Origin of the sequence: Bacillus sp. FJAT-42315, from assembly GCF_002797375.1 — a bacterium.
GTDB lineage: Bacteria > Bacillota > Bacilli > Bacillales > Domibacillaceae > Bacillus_CE.
Map to the genome: position 1 here is coordinate 1316366 of NZ_KZ454941.1, position 23396 is coordinate 1339761.

20 protein-coding genes and 1 tRNA gene are annotated in these 23396 nt (G+C 40.4%); 19 read left to right on the plus strand and 2 right to left on the minus strand.

Translation table 11 applies throughout. The features are described from left to right. Positions 1–13 precede the first annotated feature (13 nt). The 12 genes from CEF22_RS06235 (at position 14) to yihA (ending at position 14612) form a co-directional block, all read left to right on the plus strand. On the plus strand, positions 14–622 hold the full coding sequence (locus tag CEF22_RS06235) for an XTP/dITP diphosphatase (RefSeq protein ID WP_100402174.1): 609 nt from the start codon (positions 14–16) through the stop codon (positions 620–622). Continuing rightward, positions 619–1125 carry a metallophosphoesterase gene (locus CEF22_RS06240; protein WP_100402175.1) on the plus strand — a complete coding sequence of 169 codons (507 nt, stop codon included), beginning with the start codon at positions 619–621 and terminating at the stop codon, positions 1123–1125. The genes CEF22_RS06235 and CEF22_RS06240 overlap by 4 nt, the downstream gene beginning before the upstream one ends. Before the next feature lie 152 nt (positions 1126–1277). Further along, a tRNA-Arg gene (locus tag CEF22_RS06245) sits at positions 1278–1351 on the plus strand. 339 nt (positions 1352–1690) lie between these two features. Further along, positions 1691–3910, plus strand: coding sequence for a Piwi domain-containing protein (locus CEF22_RS06250; RefSeq protein WP_100402176.1), 2220 nt, complete (start codon positions 1691–1693; stop codon positions 3908–3910). 23 nt (positions 3911–3933) lie between these two features. Continuing rightward, a complete protein-coding gene (locus CEF22_RS06255; RefSeq protein ID WP_100402177.1) occupies positions 3934–4203 on the plus strand; it encodes a hypothetical protein in 270 nt (89 codons plus the stop codon). 462 nt (positions 4204–4665) lie between these two features. Continuing rightward, entirely contained in the window at positions 4666–5478 is an 813-nt protein-coding gene (locus tag CEF22_RS06265; RefSeq protein WP_100402179.1) for a CsxC family protein, read from the plus strand. 167 nt (positions 5479–5645) lie between these two features. Further along, the gene (locus CEF22_RS06270; protein ID WP_100402180.1) at positions 5646–6620 is read left to right on the plus strand and encodes a tetratricopeptide repeat protein; all 975 of its coding nucleotides are present in this window, start codon (positions 5646–5648) and stop codon (positions 6618–6620) included. Positions 6621–6769: 149 nt separating this feature from the next. Then, complete coding sequence (gene tig / locus CEF22_RS06275; protein WP_100402181.1) at positions 6770–8056, plus strand: trigger factor; 1287 nt, start codon at positions 6770–6772, stop codon at positions 8054–8056. Positions 8057–8293: 237 nt separating this feature from the next. After that, entirely contained in the window at positions 8294–9559 is a 1266-nt protein-coding gene (clpX, locus tag CEF22_RS06280) for an ATP-dependent protease ATP-binding subunit ClpX (RefSeq protein ID WP_100402182.1), read from the plus strand. Positions 9560–9821: 262 nt separating this feature from the next. Beyond that, positions 9822–11468 carry an ATP-dependent protease LonB gene (gene lonB, locus CEF22_RS06285; protein WP_100402183.1) on the plus strand — a complete coding sequence of 549 codons (1647 nt, stop codon included), beginning with the start codon at positions 9822–9824 and terminating at the stop codon, positions 11466–11468. Positions 11469–11704: 236 nt separating this feature from the next. Beyond that, entirely contained in the window at positions 11705–14035 is a 2331-nt protein-coding gene (gene lon / locus CEF22_RS06290) for an endopeptidase La (RefSeq protein ID WP_100402184.1), read from the plus strand. Continuing rightward, a complete protein-coding gene (gene yihA / locus CEF22_RS06295; protein WP_095477625.1) occupies positions 14025–14612 on the plus strand; it encodes a ribosome biogenesis GTP-binding protein YihA/YsxC in 588 nt (195 codons plus the stop codon). Before lon ends, yihA begins: the two co-directional genes overlap by 11 nt. A gap of 60 nt (positions 14613–14672) precedes the next feature. Here the strand turns inward: yihA and CEF22_RS06300 are convergent, their stop codons facing one another. Continuing rightward, positions 14673–15176, minus strand: coding sequence for a DUF2062 domain-containing protein (locus CEF22_RS06300; protein ID WP_100402185.1), 504 nt, complete (start codon positions 15174–15176; stop codon positions 14673–14675). Positions 15177–15187: 11 nt separating this feature from the next. After that, the gene (locus CEF22_RS06305) at positions 15188–15673 is read right to left on the minus strand and encodes a LiaI-LiaF-like domain-containing protein (protein ID WP_100402186.1); all 486 of its coding nucleotides are present in this window, start codon (positions 15671–15673) and stop codon (positions 15188–15190) included. A gap of 203 nt (positions 15674–15876) precedes the next feature. Between CEF22_RS06305 and hemA the strand changes: the two genes are divergently transcribed. The 7 genes from hemA (at position 15877) to spoVID (ending at position 23383) form a co-directional block, all read left to right on the plus strand. Beyond that, positions 15877–17220 (plus strand): glutamyl-tRNA reductase, encoded by a 1344-nt coding sequence (hemA, locus tag CEF22_RS06310; protein ID WP_100402187.1) that lies wholly within the window; start codon positions 15877–15879, stop codon positions 17218–17220. A gap of 13 nt (positions 17221–17233) precedes the next feature. Beyond that, on the plus strand, positions 17234–18070 hold the full coding sequence (gene ccsA / locus CEF22_RS06315) for a cytochrome c biogenesis protein CcsA (protein WP_095477633.1): 837 nt from the start codon (positions 17234–17236) through the stop codon (positions 18068–18070). A 15-nt stretch (positions 18071–18085) separates the two neighbouring features. Beyond that, positions 18086–19015, plus strand: a complete 930-nt coding sequence (gene hemC / locus CEF22_RS06320) for a hydroxymethylbilane synthase (RefSeq protein ID WP_100402188.1) — start codon at positions 18086–18088, stop codon at positions 19013–19015. After that, positions 19016–19795, plus strand: a complete 780-nt coding sequence (locus CEF22_RS06325; protein ID WP_100402189.1) for a uroporphyrinogen-III synthase — start codon at positions 19016–19018, stop codon at positions 19793–19795. It begins immediately after the preceding gene. After that, the gene (gene hemB / locus CEF22_RS06330) at positions 19795–20769 is read left to right on the plus strand and encodes a porphobilinogen synthase (protein ID WP_198508031.1); all 975 of its coding nucleotides are present in this window, start codon (positions 19795–19797) and stop codon (positions 20767–20769) included. Before CEF22_RS06325 ends, hemB begins: the two co-directional genes overlap by 1 nt. 16 nt (positions 20770–20785) lie before the next feature. Next, on the plus strand, positions 20786–22075 hold the full coding sequence (gene hemL, locus CEF22_RS06335) for a glutamate-1-semialdehyde 2,1-aminomutase (RefSeq protein WP_100402191.1): 1290 nt from the start codon (positions 20786–20788) through the stop codon (positions 22073–22075). Positions 22076–22264: 189 nt separating this feature from the next. After that, positions 22265–23383 carry a stage VI sporulation protein D gene (gene spoVID / locus CEF22_RS06340; RefSeq protein WP_157843181.1) on the plus strand — a complete coding sequence of 373 codons (1119 nt, stop codon included), beginning with the start codon at positions 22265–22267 and terminating at the stop codon, positions 23381–23383. Positions 23384–23396: the final 13 nt, after the last annotated feature.

A 23396-nucleotide genomic window follows, 5' to 3' on the forward strand; every position in this document is an offset into this window, starting at 1 on the left:
AAGGAGACCCCCGATGGACACAGTCATTATCGCCACAAAAAACAAAGGAAAAGCGAAGGAGTTCGCTGAGATGTTTGCTTCTTTCGAAATGAAGGTTGAGACGTTGCTCGATTATCCGGAGTATGCCGATGTAGAAGAAACAGGGGAAACGTTTGAGGAAAATGCGATCTTAAAGGCAGAGGAGATCTGTCGGTTAACAGGCCGTCTCGTTATTGCTGATGATTCTGGCTTAATGATCGATGCGTTAGATGGTCGCCCTGGCGTCTATTCAGCTAGGTATGCAGGAGAAGAGAAAAGCGATGAGGCGAACATTCAAAAAGTGCTGAAGGAGCTTCACGGTGTTGCTAGCGACAAACGGACGGCTCGCTTTTATTGTGCTTTAGCCATTGCCATGCCCGGGAAGGAAACAGCAACAGTAGCTGGCACATGTGAAGGTAAAATTACAGAAGAAAAACAAGGAACGAATGGCTTCGGCTACGATCCGATCTTTTATGTGGAGTCGTTTGAAGCGACGATGGCGGAACTTGCACCTGAAACGAAAAACAGCATTAGCCACCGTGGCAATGCATTGAACAAATTAAAAGAACTTTTACCTGCTTTGCTTGAGGGTGCAATGAAATGAAAGTATTAATCGTCAGTGATAGTCATGGCTGGAGCGAAGTGCTACAACAGTTAAAAGAGCGATATGAGGATCAAGTCGATGCGATGATCCATTGCGGCGATTCGGAGCTGTCAGCGAATGACCCAGCGGTGGAAGGATATTTTATCGTGCGTGGAAATTGTGATACCGAAAATCAATTTCCGTATGATATTATTGAAGGTGTAGAAGGAAAGCGAATTTTCGTCACACACGGACATCGTTATAATATTAAAATGTCTTTAATGAATTTGATGTATAAAGCGAAGGAATATGCAGCCGACTTTGTGTTCTTCGGTCACTCGCATCTCGTTGGAGCGGAGCGCATCGATGGCACAGTATTCGTCAATCCAGGTAGCATCTCCTTCCCTCGTGGACGTAAAGAAAAAACATATGCTATCCTTGAAGTCGATCACGACATGACGACGATCTGTTTTTATGACGAAACGCATCAAGAACTGGACTCGCTGCGACAAGTATTTCAATGAATACAATCCGCCAGCAGACAACATCTGCTGGCGGAAATTCGATGAAAAAAAGAAAAAGAATTTTTTCTTTGAAATAGTGTTGACATATAATATATATCTTGGTATCATAATAAATGTCTTCAAGATAAATAAATAAAAAACAAATAAAACGTGTCCCAGTAGCTCAGCTGGATAGAGCAACGCCCTTCTAAGGCGTCGGTCGGGAGTTCGAATCTCTCCTGGGACGTAATTGAAATCACGCTAAATAGGCGTCATTAAAGCCTTCTAACGCGTTGAATGAATCGGTCAATGATACGGTCAACAAATCGTATTCAGCCGGTTAATCAACGAGTTAGGGGGCTTTTTTGTTATGTCTAAAAAACGAGCAGCACTCACGGTTGAACAGGCGTTAAAGAAAGGTAGCCCATACATCAAATTATAGATGTTGTTTCGTAGCTGAATCCATTGCTACAACACTTTAAAAAATTTGAAATAGGAAATTAAATTAACTTGAAACTTTTTCTATATTTATCAAGTATAATTAATAGTGGATAATTTAAATAGGAATCAGATATGAGGTGTTCAGATGGAAGCATATATTACTGAAGTTACAGCTACTCAATGGGCCAATGAAATATCATTGCACGTCTATGAATTTCCGGTAGAAGATCCAACAAAAAAATATGAGGGTGCCTCAATGATTTGTAAAGCCTGGAGGCGTGCTAATGATTATATGGCTGTAGCTTTTAATCAAAGTACAATTGTTACTTTTGAACCGGTTAACAGTTACGCTGGATTTGAACCACTATCTTATGAAATAAAGACAATAAACCCTAACAATCCATTTGAAACAAGACTACTTGAAAGACTAATTAAAGAAAGTCTACTAGCAGTAGGTCAAAAACAATTAAAAATGAAGCGTGCAGGTTCTGACTTACAAGAATGGAATCCTAAAAAAGTTGGGAATATCTTAATCTATCCTGCATTATCTTTTCATATAAATATATTAGCTAATAGTATCCATATTGGTTTTCACTTAACGCATAAGTTTGAATATGAACATACATTGCAACAAATGATTGAGCGTGGTGAAGTGATTGAACCAGGCTTAAAAGTACTACATAGTGATATTCGAAATAACTATACATATGAAGTAGAACAAATAGCCCCGTATTCAGTGATGGAATATTGCCCTAAGTTAAAGAAGTCAATTTATCAATATTATAATGCAAAAGGTGATACGAGGGTAATAGAGGCATTGCATGATGGCGTGAAAGTTATTTATGCAAAGCCAATTTATGGAGATAGTTTAAGCTATGCTGCAACCGTATTAAAGCCCTTGTGTTCATTTGAAACAATGAAGTCATTTGAAACAAAAAAGGTAATGGACATTTTAAAAATGAAGCCAGATGAGCGTATGAAAAAACAGTTACGTCAGGCGATGAATCTTTTAAACGTTTATCCATACTTAACATTTGAAAAAAATCCATTTCTTATTGAAGCGAACAATTATGAACTTTATCAAATACAGGATCCTAAAATCTTTATGGACAGGTCTTACTTTAAGCCTTTACATGGTATGAAAAATGGGAAGCTATTTAAAAGTGGAACAATTAGATTGTCGATATTTATGGATGAAGCAATAGAGAAAAAGTTAGGAATTTCTAAAGCTCTTGTATTTCGTTTTATTAAAATACTTCAACAGTTTGCAAAACAGCAAGGTGTAACACTGGAAATTAGTCATAAGACGAGGGAAGTGAAGGAGAAATTTACTGAAGAGTTTTTCCAACAATTCTCTTGGGAGATTCGAGAATTAGAGTCGATTTTTATAGATTCAACCGTTTTGGCAATTATTACAGATGAACATCTAACTAAATTACCAATCAAGGTTTACGATGCCTTCAAAAGGCAATTTGGTGGCAAATGGGACATTTCAACACAAGTAATAACAGAAAACAGCTTAAAATTGTTCCAACAATTATTGAAAAGAAATCAGTTAGACTTGTTTAATCCAAATGATGAGGTGGTTTGTCAGGAGGTTGCGAATCGAATTAAAAGCGATAATTTGTTTTACACTATTAATAATATTCTTCTTGGTGTATATGTTAAGAGTGGTATGCAGCCGTGGGTGCTCGACGAAAGAACACATTCAGATTGCTTTATCGGGCTAGATGTAAGTCATGAAGATGGGAAAAGCACAGCAGGAATTATGAACGTTATTGGTAGCAACGGTCACTTGCTAAAACAATCTGCTATTCATGGGGCGTTAGCTGGTGAAAAAATTGATACGAAAACATTAGAAGAGATATTAATGGATGTCCTATTTACTTATAAGAATCAATTTGGTGATTTTCCAAAGCATGTAACTATTCATAGAGATGGAAAGTGGAATGAAGACACAGAATTTGTAGATAAATTATTTAAAGCTCGCGGTGTTGCATATGACATCATAGAGGTAATTAAGAAATCAAATCGACGTATGGCTTTTTATAATGAAACAACTAAGAAATTTGAAACGAGACAAGGTGTATATTATAAGCGTGAAAAGGAAGCGTTTTTATGTGCAACCGATCCTAGAGAGAACATAGGTATGGCTCAACCGATAAAAATTGTGCAGTATACAAAAACATTAACATTTGAACAACTAATTGAAGATGTTTATCGCCTTTCATTTATGCATATTCATTCACTGAACAAAATGCGTTTACCAGCAACAATTCATTATGCAGATTTAAGTTCAACAGCATATCAAAGAGGTCAGGTAGCACCGAGAACTACTAATGTTACGCATTTGCCGTTTGTGTAACTAGTGAAAAGATGGGGAGAAAAATGCGCGGTGTAAAATATCTAAAGTTACAAGAATTTTTAAAAAGCAATAAAACAGAAACGATTACCCTATCTTTTCGAAATATTGAAGTGGTTTTAGGTTTTACTTTACCACAATCTGCTTATCGACATGTAGAGCATGGTGGAGTAATGATGTCACATATTCACATGCCCATGCATGGCTCGATGTTGGCTTTAAAACTGAAAATGTTCAATTGGAGAAGTATATTACTTTTAGATGTGACACTTAATCAAGTTTTAAATATTAAATGATATTTCACATGGAGCGGGGAGAGTCAAAAAAGTTAGCAAAAGCTGATTTTTATTATGGTGCGCTTTCATCTCAATTGACAAATAATAATTTTGCTCCAGCTATTATTGAACCGGGAGATAGCAGATGTATTTATTCAATTGAAAATGATTTTAAAATTTACGAAAAATATGGGAAGGGGCAACTGGATCATCCCCCACACCAACACCACATAAACCAAAAGATCAAAAATAGACGAACATTTTAGAGTGCCCACATCATTGGGTGCTCTTTCTATTTTATCCCAATCACAAAAAGGGCCCTTCCTTTGTAACATTTGTCCATTCCATTTCATCAAGCCCGAATAGCATATAGCAGTAGATGAAAAAGGAGGAAGTTGTCCCTCCTGAATAGATCTATGTTATGTGAGAGCAGCCGTTGCTAGTCAGTCCGTAGGGAAATAAAATATATCGGAGGATGAGAAGATGAGTAAGAAATACTATGATGATTATGATAGCTATGATCATAATAAAAAAGAGTCGAAAAAGAATGATTGCCACAAAAACAAATGTGATGATCATAAAAAGTATGGGGACAAGGAAGTTCAATGTGAATTTGTCAAAGCCGAAACGCTTTCTGAATGTAGAAATTACCCGGTTTATCCGGATGCCGAATATGGTCCATTTATTGCGAAGCTTCCTGTTGTATTAGCAGAAGTGTTTATTCAAATCCCTGTGGAAGCAAAGGTTCCGATGCCTAAGTTCGTATATGAGATTAAGAGAATCAAAAAGAATATTCATATTACTCAATGTGAAGTAGTTCCATTGCCGCCTATGAAAAAACATGATCAGTGTCACCACGAAGAAAAGATGGTGAAGTTGTTTTTAGAGGGGTATGTAGAGAAGAACATTGAGTATGTTGAGGACTGCTCGGGCCCTGTGTATCATCATACGGTGAAGGTGCCATTTAGATGCTTCACGGAAGTTGAAGTAGATGAGTTACAACCTTTCAAAAAGAGCTTTAAATCGGGATTTGAATATAAATTTATCGATAAAAATAATCTTGAAGGAGATAAAAAGAACCACTTTCAAACAAGCTCTGAATTTTTCAATGAAAAACCATTCTGTGAAATTGTCGACGCAGATATTAGTGAATTTGATTTCCTTGAAAACGACTATTGCTCTCATGAAAGTATGCTTACGGAAAAAATGGCTATTCACTTAACAGTCAAGTTGCTTCAAATGCAACAAAGATGGATTAATAAACATCGACATCATCACGATCACAAAGGCGAATGAAACTCACGTTTTTAATAAGAAACCATACCGTCAACGATAGCGGTATGGTTTTCCTTCGGTTGCTTTTTTTTTGAAAAATATCATGCTACACTTACATAAGTAAAATCGAAAGAAAGCGGCTATTTAGATAGTCGATTTGAACTTATAAATGATCGGGTGATCACAAAATGAAAAAGAAAAAATGGATTAAAAAAGGAAATATATTTATTTTTCCAGGGACCTCTGAGGAGTTGATTCGTAAAGGGAGAGAGGCGCTTGAGAAGAAAGATTACGACCAAGCGGTACTCTACTTGCAAGAAGCACTCCAATACCCTTTAGATGAAGAAGACGATGTGAAAATGGCGCTGTTGCTTGCCTTATATGAAAGCGATCAATATGATCAAGCACTTTCGTTATGCAAAGATATGCTGAATCAAGGGATTGGAGAATACTTTGATGTATTAGATGTGTATATTCTTATCTTGATGCAGCAAAAGCAATATGAGGAGATCTATACTACGTTGTCTGCTTTAATGGAAGAAAAACAGCTCCCAGAAGAGAAAAGAGAGAATTTTGAGCAGCTGTTACTATTGAGCAAAAAGATGAAAGATTCTCCACCTATTGAAGAGAAGTCACTGTTTACAGGAAGCGAGAGTTTAAGAGAGAGGACCATCAAATTGATGGAGCTAGTGAATCAAAATATCCGCCCTTATAAAAAAGATTTAGAAGAGTTGTTAAAGGACCCACAAACACATCCATTTATGCAAACGCTCATTTTAAATGTGTTGAAGGAGCACGGCATCGAGCAGCCAACGGAGGTGCGGAAATTTTATTTTCACAAACAAGTCGTGCCAGCAGTGTTAAAGGATACGTTTGAAAGTGAATATTTTCAAGAAGTGATTCGCTGGTTAGAAGAGCAACTTGGGCAGACAAATCCGGTGCTGTTGGAGCAAGTGAGAGAATGTGTGAAACGCCATTTCTTCTTGCTGTATCCGTTTGATCCTGAAGAAGTCGCTCCTGAAAGCTGGGCGGAAGCTTCTTTGTTGCTCGTTCAGTCCTATTATGAAGATGGACTGTTGAATGAGAACGAACTTGGAAAAGAAATCAGTCGTAGCCTTGCGTTGATTAAGGAACTAGATGAAATTTCTTCGCCTATTATGTAGCCTTTTTCTTGAAAGAGAATAATCGTATGTTATAATGTAAAGGTCGTAATGTGTCCTTTTTGTTTAATGATTGACATACATAGGGCGTTAGAACAAAATAAAATGTTCAATTTTATTATCAATTTATAGATTTTTGGAGGGAACTTTTTATGTCTGCAAAATGGGAAAAGTTAGAAGGGAACCAAGGCGTTCTTACAGTAGAAGTAGATGCAGAAACAGTCAACAATGGTCTTGACGCTGCATTTAAAAAAGTAGTAAAAAATGTTAATGTACCTGGATTCCGTAAAGGTAAAATGCCTCGTGGAATGTTTGAAAAGCGCTTTGGCGCAGAGTCTTTATATCAAGATGCTCTTGATTTCATTCTTCCAGAAGCATACGGAAAAGCGGTCGAAGAAGCTGGTATTGAGCCAGTAGATCGTCCAGAAATCGATATCGAGCAAATGGAAAAAGGCAAAGAGCTAATCTTCAAAGCGACTGTTACAGTAAAGCCTGAAGTAAAGCTTGGTGAATATAAAGGTCTTGAAGTGGAAAAAATGAGCACAGAAGTGACAGAAGAAGACGTTCAAAACGAATTGACTTCTTTACAAAAACGTCACGCAGAGCTTGTTGTCAAAGAAGACGGTAAAGTTGAAGCAGACGATACAGTTGTTCTTGACTTTGAAGGCTTTGTAAACGGTGAAGCATTTGAAGGTGGAAAAGCGGAGAACTATTCATTAGTAATCGGTTCTGGCACGTTCATCCCAGGCTTTGAAGATCAATTGATCGGCATGGCAGCTGGCGAAGAAAAAGACGTGGAAGTAACATTCCCAGAAGAATACCATGCGCCTGAGCTTGCAGGTCAACCGGCTGTATTCAAAGTAACACTTCACGAAATCAAAGCTCAAGAGCTTCCTGAGCTTAACGATGAGTTCGCGAAAGAAACAGATGAAGCAGCAGAAACTCTTGCTGAATTAAAAGCAACAATCCAACAACGTCTAGAAGAGCAAAAGAAAAACGAAGCAGAGCAAACTCTTCGCGACACGCTTGTTGAAAAAGCAGTAGCAAGTGTAGAAGTAGATGTTCCTGAAGTAATGGTTGAAAGCGAAATCGATCGCATGCTTCAAGAATTCACACAAAACCTTTCTATGCAAGGTATGAACCTTGACCTTTACTACCAATTCTCAGGTCAAAGCGAAACAGACCTTCGCAACCAAATGAAAGAAAACGCTGAGACACGCGTTCGCACAAGCTTAACTCTTGAAGCAATTGCAGTTGCAGAAAATCTTGAAGCAACAGAAGCAGATTTAGAGCAAGAGTTAACAAAAATGTCTGAGCAATTTAACTTGCCAGTAGAAGACATCAAAAAAGCATTAGGTAGCACGGAAGGCATGAAAGGCGATTTGAAAATTCGCAAAGCAGTCGAATTCCTTGTAGAAAACAGCAAAACTAGTGCATAATAGAATTAAGGGAAGACAAGGCGCGAATTTCTCGTGCCTTGTTTTCTACCCATTACATAAAAACTTTATATTTTAGTAATAGTTCCACCAATAGCCCATTATATATACAGAAAGCCTTTTTATTTTAGGTCGGTGTATAAATGTGGTACAATGCAATACATAACTTTTTAAGGACATAAGTGAACGATGGAATATAGTTGTTTACTTAATATTATTATTTATAAGGGGTGACACATTTTGTTCAAGTTTAACGATGAAAAAGGTCAATATAAATGTTCTTTCTGTGGAAAAACACAGGACCAAGTTCGTAAGCTTGTAGCTGGTCCCGGTGTGTATATATGCGACGAATGTCTTGAACTTTGCTCGGAGATCGTAGAAGAGGAGCTTGGAACAGAGGAAGAAGTAGAATTTAAAGACGTTCCAAAGCCAACGGAAATTCGCGATATTCTCGATGAGTATGTGATTGGACAAGAACGGGCGAAAAAATCGCTAGCTGTCGCGGTATATAACCATTACAAACGAATTAACTCTAACAGCAAAGTAGATGACGTGGAGCTTTCAAAAAGTAATATTTGCTTAATCGGGCCAACAGGAAGCGGAAAAACCCTTCTTGCTCAAACATTGGCACGCATTTTAAACGTACCTTTTGCCATTGCTGATGCGACTTCTTTAACAGAGGCTGGATATGTAGGGGAAGATGTCGAAAACATTCTTCTTAAACTGATTCAAGCGGCTGATTATGATGTAGAGAAAGCGGAAAAAGGCATTATTTACATCGATGAAATTGATAAAGTGGCGCGTAAATCAGAGAATCCTTCGATTACGCGTGACGTTTCTGGTGAAGGTGTGCAGCAAGCTTTATTGAAAATTTTGGAAGGTACTGTCGCGAGCGTTCCTCCACAAGGTGGCAGAAAGCATCCGCACCAAGAATTCATTCAAATTGATACAACGAATATTTTGTTTATTTGTGGTGGAGCATTTGATGGTGTCGAAACGATTATTAAACGCCGTTTAGGGCAAAAAGTAATTGGTTTCGGTGCAGAAACGAAACAAGAAGAAGTAAGCGATCAATCGCTTCTTTCTAAGCTAGTACCAGAAGATTTGTTAAAATTCGGCTTAATCCCTGAATTTATTGGTCGTCTTCCGGTGACAGCAAGCTTAGAGCAATTAGATGAAGATGCCTTAGTTGAAATTTTAACAAAGCCGAAAAATGCACTTGTGAAGCAATATCAAAAAATGCTTGAAATTGATGATGTGGAATTAGTATTTGAAGAAGAAGCTCTTCTTGAAATTTCGAAAAAAGCAATCGAGCGCAAAACAGGTGCTCGTGGACTGCGTTCCATCATCGAAAGCATTATGCTAGATGTCATGTATGATCTTCCATCCCGTGAAGACGTAAAAACATGCGTCATCACAAAAGAAACCGTGACAGACGGTGCCTCGCCGAAACTACTAGGCGAAGACGGAGAAAACATCGACCAAAACACAAAAACACCAGCATAAAGAAAAGCGGAGCCAACTTGATCAGCCGCGACAAGCAAAAGACGAGCCGTCTGAAAGGTTGTTCTTTAACCTTTTGGACGGATTGGCTTTTGACCTCGAGCGGCTAGTTGGCGCAGCTAGACATAACGAAAAAGGACAGTTCAAGCTGTAAAGAACTGTCCTTTTTTCATGTTCTTTTATCGGAAAAGCGGATGATCTCTGCCTGAACTGGAGATACTGAAAAATTAGATTCGAATAATTTTTCAGTGCAGGAGGGTGTCAAATGGATTGGACGACAGTTGCGATTGTGGGACAATTGGTGTTTGGGGTGATTATTAGTTTTTATTTTTTCACGCTGCTTAAAAAGCAACATGCGAATAAAATAACGATTGATCGAGAGTCAAAAAAAGAAATGGAAGCGTTAGAGAAAATGAGGTCAATCTCGTTAACGAAGCCGCTAGCTGAGAAAATTAGACCGACAAGTTTTACTGATGTTATCGGTCAAGAGGACGGGATTAAAGCGTTAAGAGCGGCTATTTGCGGTCCTCATCCTCAGCATGTCATTGTATATGGACCACCTGGTGTTGGGAAAACAGCGGCTGCTCGCTTAGTGTTAGAGGAGGCAAAGAAAAGTCCACAGTCGCCGTTTAGCGACCATTCCGTCTTTGTCGAGTTGGATGCGACGACCGCTCGTTTTGATGAAAGAGGAATTGCCGACCCTTTAATTGGTTCTGTGCACGATCCGATTTATCAAGGAGCGGGTGCTCTCGGGCAAGCAGGGATTCCTCAGCCGAAAAAGGGAGCGGTGAGCAATGCGCATGGAGGCATTCTTTTTTTAGATGAGATTGGCGAATTGCATTCGATTCAAATGAACAAGCTATTAAAGGTGTTAGAGGATCGTAAAGTTTGGCTTGAAAGCATCTATTATAGTGAAGAAAATGACACGATTCCAAAACATATTCATGATATTTTTCAAAAGGGGATGCCGGCTGATTTTCGCTTAATTGGCGCGACGACGAAAAGGCCAGAAGAAATTCCGGCAGCGATTCGATCACGCTGTCAAGAAATCTTCTTCAATGAACTAAGTAATAAAGATATCATTGAAATCGCCAAAAAAGCGGCAGAAAAAGCTCAAATGATGATCACTGAAAAAGGGTTGTCACTCACGGCGAAATACACACGCAACGGTCGGGAAGCGGTCAATTTAATTCAAATGGCGGCTGGGCTTGCGATCATGGATGGTAGAAAGGAAATTTTAGATGAAGAGGTCGAGTGGGTTGTCTATTCTAGTCGACTGTCACCAAAATGGAGCCTTTCCATACCTGAGAAAGCAGCGATCGGTGTCGTAAATGGATTAGCGGTGACAGGACCAACTAGCGGCGCTTTACTTGAAATTGAAGCGGTTGTTATTCCAACGACCACTCAAGGTTCGGTGACGGTTTCCGGTATTGTAGAGGAAGAAACGTTTAATCAGCCAGCCAAATCGATGCGTCGCAAAAGTATGGCGAAAGGCTCTGCTGAAAATGCATGGACGGTATTGAAATCCCTTGGTGTACCAGTTGATCAGTTTGATATTAATATTAATTTTCCAGGTGGTATGCCGATTGATGGACCATCGGCTGGAGCGGCGATGGCTGTTGCGATGTACTCGTCCATTTATCGTCATCCTGTTGACCACACGGTGGCGATCACTGGAGAAATTAGTTTATCAGGAAAAATCAAGCCGGTTGGTGGTGTGAGACAAAAGGTGTTGGCTGCAAAGGAAGCAGGAGCGAAAAAAGTATTAATCCCTCATGAAAATGATCTTCTTGATTTGAAGAACGTGGAGGGGGTCAAAGTTATTCCTGTGACCCATTTAAGAGATACTTTTGTCCACTTTTTTGATAAACGAGCGGAAATACAAGGCAATCCGCATTCAGAGGCACTGTAAACAAAAAGGCTATTTGCTAAACGCTAAACATCTCCATCAAGAGTTAGAAAGACAGCGGAGACGTTAGCTGTTTTTAGCAAGTGGCCTTTTCACATGATCGATCCTCTCCAAAGAATAGACACTCCCTTTTAAATACGATAAAATTAATAAAAGCATGCATTTTTTAGGAAGAAAGCAACATGAAGATCAGTAGGTCATGATTTTGTTGAATGTTGTAATTGATGGAGGTAATGTTTATGAGTAATCAACCAGTACATACTGTTCCCCTCCTGCCGTTAAGAGGCTTATTAGTTTATCCAACCATGGTGTTGCATCTTGACGTAGGTCGCGATCGTTCCATTCAAGCATTGGAACAAGCGATGATGGACGACCATTTAATCTTTTTAGCTACACAAAAAGATACGAATATAGATGACCCTATTCAGGAGGATTTGTTTGAAACAGGGACATTGACAAAAGTAAAGCAGATGCTTAAGTTGCCAAACGGCACGATTCGTGTTTTAGTGGAAGGGCTAGAACGGGCGACGATTGAAACGGTGGAAGATAAAGAAGAGTACTTTTTGGCGACCGTTCAGACGCATGCGGACGAACAGCTAATCAATACAGAGCTTCAGGCGCTAATGCGAACGCTTCTGCAATATTTTGAGCAATACATAAAGCTTTCTAAAAAAGTATCAGCTGAAACATATTCGACTGTAGCAGATATCGAGGAGCCAGGCCGACTAGCAGATATCGTGGCCTCTCATTTGCCAATCAAGCTGAAGGAGAAGCAAGAAATCCTCGAAACGTTTGATGTGAAAGAGCGTTTGAACCGTATTATTCAATTATTAAATAATGAGAAGCAAGTGCTTAATTTAGAGAAGAAGATTGGGCAACGTGTGAAAACGTCGATGGAGCGCACGCAAAAGGAGTATTTTTTGCGCGAACAAATGAAAGCGATCCAACAAGAATTAGGCGATAAAGAAGGAAAAACAGGAGAAGTTGAAGAGCTGCTGAAGCGCATTGAAGAAGCAGGGATGCCAGAAAACATTGAAAAAACGGCGTTAAAGGAATTAAATCGCTACGAAAAAATCCCTGCAAGTGCCGCAGAAAGTGTTGTCATTCGCAACTATTTAGATTGGCTCCTTGCACTGCCATGGTCGAAAGCAACGGACGATGATCTCGATGTGTCTCACGCGGAAATGATCTTAAACCGCGACCATTATGGCTTAGAGAAAGTAAAGGAACGAGTGTTAGAATATTTAGCGGTTCAACAGCTAACGAAATCATTAAAAGGCCCGATTCTTTGTTTGGCTGGACCTCCAGGGGTAGGGAAAACGTCTTTAGCCCGTTCGATTGCCGAGTCGCTAGGAAGAAACTTTGTGCGCATTTCGCTTGGCGGAGTACGTGATGAATCGGAAATTCGCGGTCATCGCCGCACGTATGTTGGGGCGATGCCGGGACGTATTATTCAAGGGATGAAAAAAGCAGGAACGATCAATCCTGTCTTTTTGCTCGATGAAATTGATAAAATGTCGAGTGACTTTAGAGGCGACCCATCCGCTGCTTTACTAGAGGTTCTTGATCCAGAGCAAAATCATAATTTCAGCGATCATTATATTGAGGAAACGTATGATCTTTCTAACGTCATGTTCGTGGCAACTGCGAATGATTTAGCGACGATTCCAGGCCCACTCCGTGATCGAATGGAGATTATTACGATTGCTGGCTATACAGAGGTTGAGAAAACACATATTGCGACGAAGCATTTATTGCCAAAGCAAGTCGAAGAGCATGGGTTAACGAAAAGTCAGCTGCAAGTAAAGGAAGAAGCGGTGCAAGATATGATCCGTTATTACACAAGAGAAGCGGGTGTGCGTAGTCTCAAGCGTCAGCTAGCGTCAGTCTGTCGGAAAGCGGCGAAGAAGATTGTGTCCAATGAGCGCAAGCGAATTATTGTTACAAGCAAAAATGTAGAAGACTTTTTAGGAAAGAGAACCTTCCGCTATGGTCAAGCGGAAACGGTCGACCAAGTGGGTGTAGCCAATGGATTGGCTTATACAACAGTCGGTGGCGATACGTTGCAAATCGAAGTCTCTCTTTCTCCAGGAAAAGGAAAATTGATTTTAACTGGTAAGCTTGGGGATGTAATGAAAGAGTCCGCTCAAGCCGCCTTTAGCTATGTCCGTTCAAAAACGACTGAGTTCAACATTGAGGCAGATTTCCATGAAAAAAATGATATTCATATCCATGTGCCAGAGGGAGCTGTTCCGAAAGACGGACCATCTGCGGGAATCACGATGGCGACGGCTCTCGTATCTGCTTTAACAGGTCGTGCGATTCGCAAAGAAGTAGGAATGACAGGAGAAATTACGTTACGAGGACGCGTGTTGCCCATTGGAGGCGTGAAAGAGAAGTCGCTAGGGGCTCACCGCGCGGGATTAAAAACGATTATTCTTCCACAAGAAAATGAAAAAGATATTGAAGACATTCCAGAAAGCGTGCGCAAGGAATTAACATTCGTTCTTGCTTCGACGATGGAGGATGTTCTAAAAGTAGCATTAGTAGGTGAAAACAATGAAGGTTAATCAAGTAGAAATGGTCATTAGTGCAGTCAAGCCGGAGCAATACCCAGAAAGCTTTTTGCCGGAGTTTGCTTTAGCTGGACGTTCAAATGTAGGGAAATCCTCTTTTATTAATAAAATGATCAATCGTAAAAGTATGGCTCGTATTTCCTCTAAACCAGGAAAAACACAAACGCTTAATTTTTATAAAATTGAAGAGGCTCTGTACTTCGTTGACGTTCCGGGCTATGGCTTTGCCAAAGTCTCAAAAAAGGAACGTGAAGCATGGGGAAAAATGATTGAAACATATTTAACGACGCGAGAACAACTGAGAGCTTGCGTGTTAATTATCGATTTAAGACATCCGCCGACAGAAGACGATGTGATGATGTACAACTTCCTTAAGCATTACGATATTCCAGCTGTCGTGATCGCAACAAAAGCGGATAAAATTCCAAAAGGGAAATGGCAAAAGCATTTGAAAGTTGTGAAAGAAAAGCTTGAGTTTGAGCCGGAGGATGACATTGTCGTCTTCTCATCCGAAACGGGACAAGGCAAAGATGAAGCGTGGAAAATATTGCAACGACGAATGAAGAATTAAAAAAAGGCAGCGAATCCATTCAGGTTCGCTGCCTTTTTGTGTGCCAACTATTCTAACAACCTAGTTTTGTAGTACTGGTCTTTTCACCCATTTTACGTATATGTATTGAAGGATTCTTTTTTGGTATTTTTTGCAAATAAGGTAGATTGGTGGGTACAATAAACAAATAAAAAGGGCGATATTAATGAGCATACCAATGATGAATGTCCGGCCAAGTGACAGGCTAGTGAGGACGGATTGATCAAGGGATGCGGAATGACTGGCTACTTTGTCGACGACCTCTCCTAAGCCATCAGGAAAAATGAATCGGCCTGTTAATAAATTTAAATAAAACAACACAGGAAAGACCCACATCAATGAAATGCCGCCTAAAAAGCCAGCAATGGGGTTTCCTCTACATAATTTAGCAATGGCAACAGAGATCAAGACACCAATACCAAAGGATGGAATAAAATTAATAGAGGCCCCTAGAGTAAAACCGATGGAAATGCTATGGGCGCTGCCTTTTAACCTGAAAAATTTTAGGAGTAAATATTTTATTCTCCGTTGTATGACATGGACCATGTTTAAGCCCCCTATTTCTTTTTAATAAATAATAAATAGCCGCCGATAATGATCAAAACGATCGGCCAAAACTGCCAAAGGGAAAAAGCGCGGTTTTCAAGGATACCTAACCATTCAATTACTTTATCGTAAAAGAGTGTGATGATTGCCAAAACAAGAAAAAGCAAACCTTGGAATAATCCTTTTCTCGTCTTTTGATACTGCATTAAAAAGCCAAGTGAAATAATTAAGATAAAGACACCCGTGTCATTGGACCAAAATTGAAAATGATTGACAACATGAAAGTGAATACCAAAGCCTGTCAAAATGACTCCAGGTAAAATACCGCTCGCTTCATTTCCGCTGTAAGCTTCAGCTAAAAAAGCTATGCCGATGACGATAAGTAAAGTGGGCCAGCTCAAGAACGGTTGAATGCTATTAAGCCCTGTCTGCTGTAAGAAAAAGTACAATCCAAATCCGATTAAAATGACGCCTGGAAATAATCGTTGCTGCTTCATTTACAATTTCCCCGCTTTCTTTGTCGCAATCTTGAATCTTACGTCTCATTTTGTTACTCTATGTACAGGGATTATATCAGTTCATATCTATTTTTTTCTATCCATTACTTTCAATGTTAGCATATGTTCACAATTTGTGAATAAGGAAATTTTTCATCGTGGTATAATAGGGATAATAGATTTTTTCGGGGGTGTAAGGAAACGTGCATATTGTTGTGGTGGGACTGAACTACAAAACAGCCCCAGTGGAGATCAGGGAACGGTTATCATTTAATGAGTCTGACTTAGAACGAGCGATGTCAGAACTTCAACAACAAAAGAGTATTTTAGAGAATGTCATCTTGTCTACATGTAACCGAACAGAGATCTATGCGGTCGTAGATCAACTTCATACAGGGCGATATTATATTAAAGATTTCTTATCGAAGTGGTTTAAGATTGAAAAGGAAGAATTTACACCTTTTCTATTTATTTATGAGCAAGAGGCAGCTGTTGAGCATTTGTTTAAAGTGGCGAGTGGATTAAATTCAATGGTACTTGGAGAAACGCAAATTCTTGGACAAGTGCGCTCAAGCTTTTTACGCGGTCAAGAGATGGGCTCTACAGGTACGGTATTTAATCATTTATTTAAACAAGCCATCACGTTAGCGAAAAAGGCACATGCTGAAACAGACATTGGCGCGAACGCTGTATCTGTCAGCTATGCAGCTGTAGAGCTAGCGAAAAAGATTTTCGGCAATTTGAAAGGAAAGCATGTACTCGTTGTGGGAGCAGGTAAGATGGGCGAGTTAGCAATCCAAAACTTGCACGGCAGTGGGGCAACGAAAGTAACGGTCATCAATCGGACGTTTGAAAAAGCAGCTATATTGGCTGAGCGTTTTGATGGTGATGCGAAAACGTTACAGGAGTTGCAATGTGCGCTAGTCGAAGCTGACATTTTAATTAGCTCAACTGGCTCTAAAGATTATGTAATTACGAAAGAAAGAATGGCTGTTGTGGAAAAGATGCGTAAAGGCAAACCACTATTCATGGTGGATATTGCTGTTCCACGCGATCTTGATCCTGCAATTTCTGAACTCGAAAGTATTTTCCTATATGATATTGATGATCTTGAAGGAATTGTGCAAGCGAATCTTGCTGAGCGTCAAAAAGCAGCGGCGAGAATTGAACTCATGATTGAAAGCGAAATCATAGCGTTTAATGATTGGATCAATATGCTCGGCGTCGTTCCGGTCATTTCTGCTCTTCGTCAGAAAGCGCTCTCTATTCAAGCGGAAACGATGGAAAGCATCGAACGAAAAATGCCGAACTTAACGGATCGTGAACGCAAAGTGTTGAGTAAACATACGAAAAGTATTATTAATCAAATGTTGAAAGATCCAATCTCGCAAGCAAAGGAATTGGCGGGAGATAAGCGTGCAGCTGAGAAATTAGAGTTATTCATGCAAATTTTCAATATCGAACAAGAAGTAGAAGAACAAAAGCAGGCAAAAGTCGTGGAACAACGCGTTCAAGTAGCACAAGCAAAGCCTTTATTCCAAGTGTAAGCGAGGTTGCACGATGTTATTTGAACAAGAAATGACGAGAATTCACGAACTGATGGTCATTTTATATGCAGCAAGCATCATGTTCTATTTCATTGACTTTTTAAATCAAAACAAGAAGGCGAATCGAATCGCCTTCTCGATGTTAGCGATTGTTTGGGTACTTCAAACAATCTTTTTATTTCTTTATATGAAGCAAACCGGTCGATTTCCTGTGCTTACCCTTTTTGAAGGGCTTTATTTTTATGCGTGGGTATTAATCACGCTGTCACTTGTGATGAACCGGTTGTTGCGAATGGATTTTATGGTGTTTTTTACGAATGTCATTGGGTTTGTCATTATGGCGATTCATACATTTGCTCCAGTGCAAGTGGAATCTGAAGCGATGGCGGAAAAGTTAGTTTCCGAGCTGTTATTTATTCATATTACAATGGCGATCCTATCTTATGGGGCATTTTCCTTGTCGTTTATTTTTTCTTTGCTCTATTTGCTGCAGCATAGGCTATTAAAAATGAAAAAATGGAGTCAACGACTTTGGCGGATCGGTGATTTACAGAAGCTGGCGAAGCTTTCTTATATTTTCAATGCGGTCGGTGTGCCGATGCTCTTGTTAAGTCTTCTTTTAGGATTAACATGGAAATTTATGAAGCTACCTGAAGTGAGCTGGTTCGATGTGAAAATCGTTGCTTCATTGGTGCTGTTAACGATCTATAGTATATTCCTATATTTAAAGGTCCGCCGAGGAGTATATGAGAAAACATTGGCACAAGTAAACTGTGCGGCTTTTTTAATCGTATTAATTAATTTTTTCCTAGTGAGTCGGTTTTCATCGTTTCACTTTTGGTATGCATAAAGGTAGGAGGACATAATGAGAAAGATTATTGTTGGTTCCCGAAGAAGCAAATTAGCATTAACGCAAACAAACTGGGTCATTGCTCAGTTGAAAAAAATTAACCCTGATTACGATTTTGAAGTGAAGGAAATCGTGACGAAAGGAGATCGCATTTTAGATGTGACTCTTTCAAAAGTAGGCGGGAAAGGCTTGTTTGTTAAAGAAATTGAACAAGCGATGTTTGATAAAGAGATTGATATTGCTGTACATAGTATGAAGGATATGCCAGCTGTACTACCTGAAGGATTGACGATCGGTTGCATTCCTGTACGTGAGGATCATCGCGATGCCTTTATTTCTAAAGGGCATGTCAAGTTAGCCGATTTACCGGCAGGGGCAATTGTTGGTACGAGCAGTCTTCGACGAAGTGCGCAAATTTTAGCTCTCCGTCCAGATTTAGAAATTAAATGGATTCGCGGTAATATCGATACGCGCTTAGCGAAATTAGAAACGGAAGAGTATGATGCGATTATTTTAGCAGCTGCTGGTCTTGCGCGCATGGGCTGGTCAACAGATGTCGTGACCGAGTTTCTTGATGCCGATCTTTGCCTCCCAGCTGTTGGGCAAGGGGCGTTAGCAATTGAATGTCGTGAAGATGACGAAGAAGTGCTAGAGTTACTTGCGGCATTTACTTCACCGGAGACGAAGCAAACGGTGGAAGCAGAAAGAGCGTTTCTTCATCAAATGGAGGGTGGCTGTCAAGTGCCGATTGCTGGATTTGCGACGATAGAAGGCGATGAAACACAATTAACCGCTTTAGTTGCGTCTCCAGATGGAAAGACGATTTTTAAAGAAATCGTTAAGGGGAAAGATCCTCAAGCAGTAGGAGAGCAAGCGGCCGCTCTTTTAAGTGAACGTGGTGCGAAGAAACTGATTGAGGACGTGAAAGCGGAGCTGGACGCTTAAATGCCAGCGATTCAGCCGCTTCATAATAAGCATATTTTAGTGACACGTCCAAGAGGACAAGCGGCCCCATTTATTGATAAAATAAAAGCAGCCGGGGGAATAGCCTATGCTGTTCCCTTGATTGCTTTTCAGGCCATTCAAGCTTCCAATGAGGCGGTCGTTGTTAACAAGCTATGTACATATGATTGGATTATTTTAACGAGTAAAAATGGCGTCGATTTCTTCTTTCAGCGGTTGGAAGAAATGGGCGTTGATCGGACGAGGATTTCCGCCCAATTTGCGGCGATTGGGACGAAAACAGCAGCGGTCTTGCAGGAGTATGGCTTTACTGCTGACTATATTCCAGAAAAGTTCTCGGCTGATCAGTTGGCAAAAGAGATTGAACTTGGACTTTTTCAAGCGCAGAATGTTCTTATTCCTAAAGGAAATCTCGCGCGGACGACGATTGCTGAGGCACTTCGAAAACAAGGTGTACACGTAGATGAATGGATCGTCTATGAAACTTTTTTTCCTAAAGAGGAAAAGAGGCGTCTCGTTCAGCTTCTGCAAAACGAGCGATTAGATGTGATTACGTTTACGAGTCCATCGGCTGTTCGCCATTTTATCGATGTGATCGAGGAAGCCGATTTTTCACTTTCAGCGGTCATTGCCTGCATCGGTCCGGTGACTGAGGCAGCAGTCAAGAAGTTTGGTCTTTCCGTCTCTATTTGTCCACAACAATATACGATTGAAGCATTGATCACAGAAATGGCTCAATACTTCAGGAAGGAAGAGGAATAATGGGATTACAATTTACACGTCATCGTCGTTTACGACAATCAGCCAATATGCGTGCTCTTGTACGTGAAACAATTTTACAAAAAGAAGACTTAATTTACCCACTATTTATTGTTGAGGGTGAAAGTGTGAAGCATGAAGTATCCTCGATGCCAGGAGTGTTTCAGCTATCATTGGATCGTTTAAACGAAGAAATGGATGAAATCGTTTCACTTGGCATTAAGTCGGTCATTTTATTCGGTGTTCCTCATGAAAAAGATGCGACAGGAACAGGTGCTTACCATGTTCACGGAATTGTGCAGCAGGCGACTCGTACGATTAAAGAGCAATATCCTGACATGATTGTGATCGCGGATACATGCCTTTGTGAATATACCGATCATGGGCATTGTGGTGTCATTGAAGGCGGCAAAGTATTAAATGATCCATCGCTAGATTTATTAGCGAAAACAGCCGTGAGCCAAGCGGAAGCAGGAGCGGATATTATTGCTCCATCTAATATGATGGACGGCTTCGTGGCGGCTATTCGTAAAGGGCTTGATGAGGCAGGCTATACCGATGTGCCGATCATGTCTTATGCGGTCAAGTACGCGTCAAGCTTTTACGGACCGTTCCGTGATGCTGCAGACTCTACGCCACAGTTTGGTGACCGCAAAACGTATCAAATGGACCCTGCGAATCGTCGGGAAGCATTGCGTGAAGCTCAATCGGATATGGAGGAAGGAGCAGACTTCTTAATCGTGAAGCCTGCGCTATCTTATCTGGATATTATTCGTGACGTACGCAATGAGTTCAACGCACCAGTTGTGGCTTATAATGTTAGTGGAGAATATTCAATGGTCAAAGCGGCTGCGCTAAATGGTTGGATTGATGAGAAAGCTGTCGTCATGGAGAAATTGACAAGCATGAAACGAGCAGGTTCGGATTTAATTATTACCTATTTTGCAAAAGATGTAGCCCGTTGGCTGAGCGAATAAAAGGGGGAAACGATCAATGCGTTCTTATGAAAAGTCAAAGCAAGCGTATAAAGAAGCAGTGAAACTAATGCCAGGTGGAGTCAACAGTCCAGTTCGTGCATTCAAATCAGTCAATATGGACCCGATTTTTATGGAGCGTGGGAAAGGGTCGAAAATTTATGATATCGACGGCAACGAATACATTGATTATGTTCTCTCTTGGGGTCCGTTAATTTTAGGGCATTCAAACGACCAAGTCGTTGAAGGATTAAAGAAGACGGCTGAAACAGGAACAAGCTTCGGTGCATCAACATTGGTTGAAAATGAATTAGCGAAGCTTGTGATCGAGCGCGTACCATCGATTGAAGTTATTCGCATGGTTTCTTCTGGAACGGAAGCGACGATGAGTGCGCTACGTCTAGCTCGTGGATTTACTGGCCGAAATAAAATTTTAAAGTTTGAAGGCTGTTATCACGGTCATGGTGACTCATTGTTAATTAAAGCAGGTTCAGGCGTGGCTACATTAGGTTTGCCAGATAGCCCTGGTGTTCCAGAAGGGGTTGCTCAAAATACAGTAACCGTTGCTTATAATGATATCGAAGGAGTAAAAGTTGCCTTTGAACAGTACGGTGATGACCTCGCTTGTGTCATCGTCGAACCAGTCGCTGGTAACATGGGTGTCGTTCCTCCACAACCAGGCTTCCTTGAAGGTCTTCGTGAAATTACAGAGCAATATGGTGCTTTGCTCATTTTTGATGAAGTAATGACAGGTTTCCGTGTAGGCTATAACTGTGGTCAAGGTCTTTTCGGTGTAACACCAGATTTAACGTGTTTAGGAAAAGTGATCGGTGGAGGTCTACCAGTCGGTGCGTTCGGTGGTCGCGCGGATATTATGGAGAAAATTGCTCCAAGCGGTCCGATCTATCAAGCGGGAACTCTTTCAGGAAATCCGATGGCGATGACAGCAGGTTTAGAAACGCTTCGTCAATTAACACCGGAAACGTATGATGAGTTTATTCGTAAAGCGGATCTTCTAGAAAAAGGTTTGTCAGAAGCGGCAGAGAAGCATGGCATTCCTTATACGATTAATCGTGCCGGCTCGATGATTGGCATTTTCTTCACGAATGAAGATGTTATTAACTACGAAACAGCGAAAACGTCTGATCTAGAGCTGTTTGCTGAGTATTATAAAGAAATGGCTAATGAAGGTATCTTCCTTCCACCGTCTCAATTTGAAGGGTTGTTCTTATCAACGGCTCATTCCGATGAAGATATCGAGAAAACAATTGCGGCTGCGGAAAAAGCATTTAGTAAACTGAAAAAATAATAAGTAGCTATTTTTTAGGACTGTCTTCGAGCATAGTGACTATGTTTACTCGAAGACAGTCTTTTTTGTCGTGAGAGAGCTGAGCGAACGAGAAAAAGCATATTCCTCTTTTAAAAAGCATACATTCGAATGAAGAGAGCCTTATTAATCATTTGCTGAAAGTTGCATTTATTGGAGGGAGGAATAAGCGTGACTTCTCAAGATCAGTCGTATTTACGATTTTCCTTAGAAGAAACGATTCGATTTGATCGCGGGCAGGAGGTAGAGGAGTTATACTCGATTTCGCTTGATCCGCAAATACAAATGGAAGAGCAAGATCAATTTGTCCGCTTGCATGGCTGTTTAGAGCTTTCTGGAGAATATCAGCCAGCTATAGCCGAGGAGACAGATAGTGAAAGTAACCAGTCGGTTAAATATGTTCAGCAAGTATTAGAACGAAATGAGCATGAATGCGAATTTTTTCATCCGTTTCCGATTGACATTACCATTCCTAAAAATCGGATTGAGCGGCTAGAGGAAGTGGAAATTTATATTGATTCCTTTGACTATGAACTTCCGCAAAAAGGTGACTTAAAGCTAACGGTGGATTTATCGATCTCGGGCATTTATGGTGAACAGCAAACGCATCGACCGCAAGAACCAGAACTGTTAGAAGAAGAACGTGATCAAGTAGCAACTGAAGAGCCAGTCGTTCCAGTAGCATTAGAGGAGTTTGGAGAAGAACAACAAGGTGTAAGCGAGTCCGCAGAGGAAGAAGTAGCGGATGAACTAGAGTTTTCCATGGTTACGCTCGATTTAGAACCGATTACTGATGAACAGGAAGAAGCTGATTTTGCTGTAGAGGTCAAAAGAAAACCGAATGAGGCTGATCAAGAAATAGAAAACACCGTCATTTCAACAATCCAAAAAAGAGAAGAAATGAAAGAGACCCAACAAGTTGAGAATAGCGAAATGATTGAACAAGAGGAAGAAAGTAGCAGTCCAGTGGTGAACGAAGAAATGGAGAGTAGCGAGATGTTAGAGAGTCAAGAGGAAACACCAGCGCCTGAGCCAAAAAAGAAAAAATCATTTAGCTTTAAGCAAACGGAAACAATGTCGTTAGCGGACTTTTTTGCGAGAAAAGAAGAGGATGAACCAGTCACTTGGAAAGTGTGCCTTGTACAAAAGGATGATACATTACAAAAGCTAGCTGAACGTTATGGGCTACTCGTAGCGGATATCGTCAAAGAAAATAAGTTAGAAGCTCATCAATCAATCACCGAAGGCCAAGTGCTCTACATTCCGAGCCATGAGAAGGTCAGTAAATAAATAGTCTGGCTGT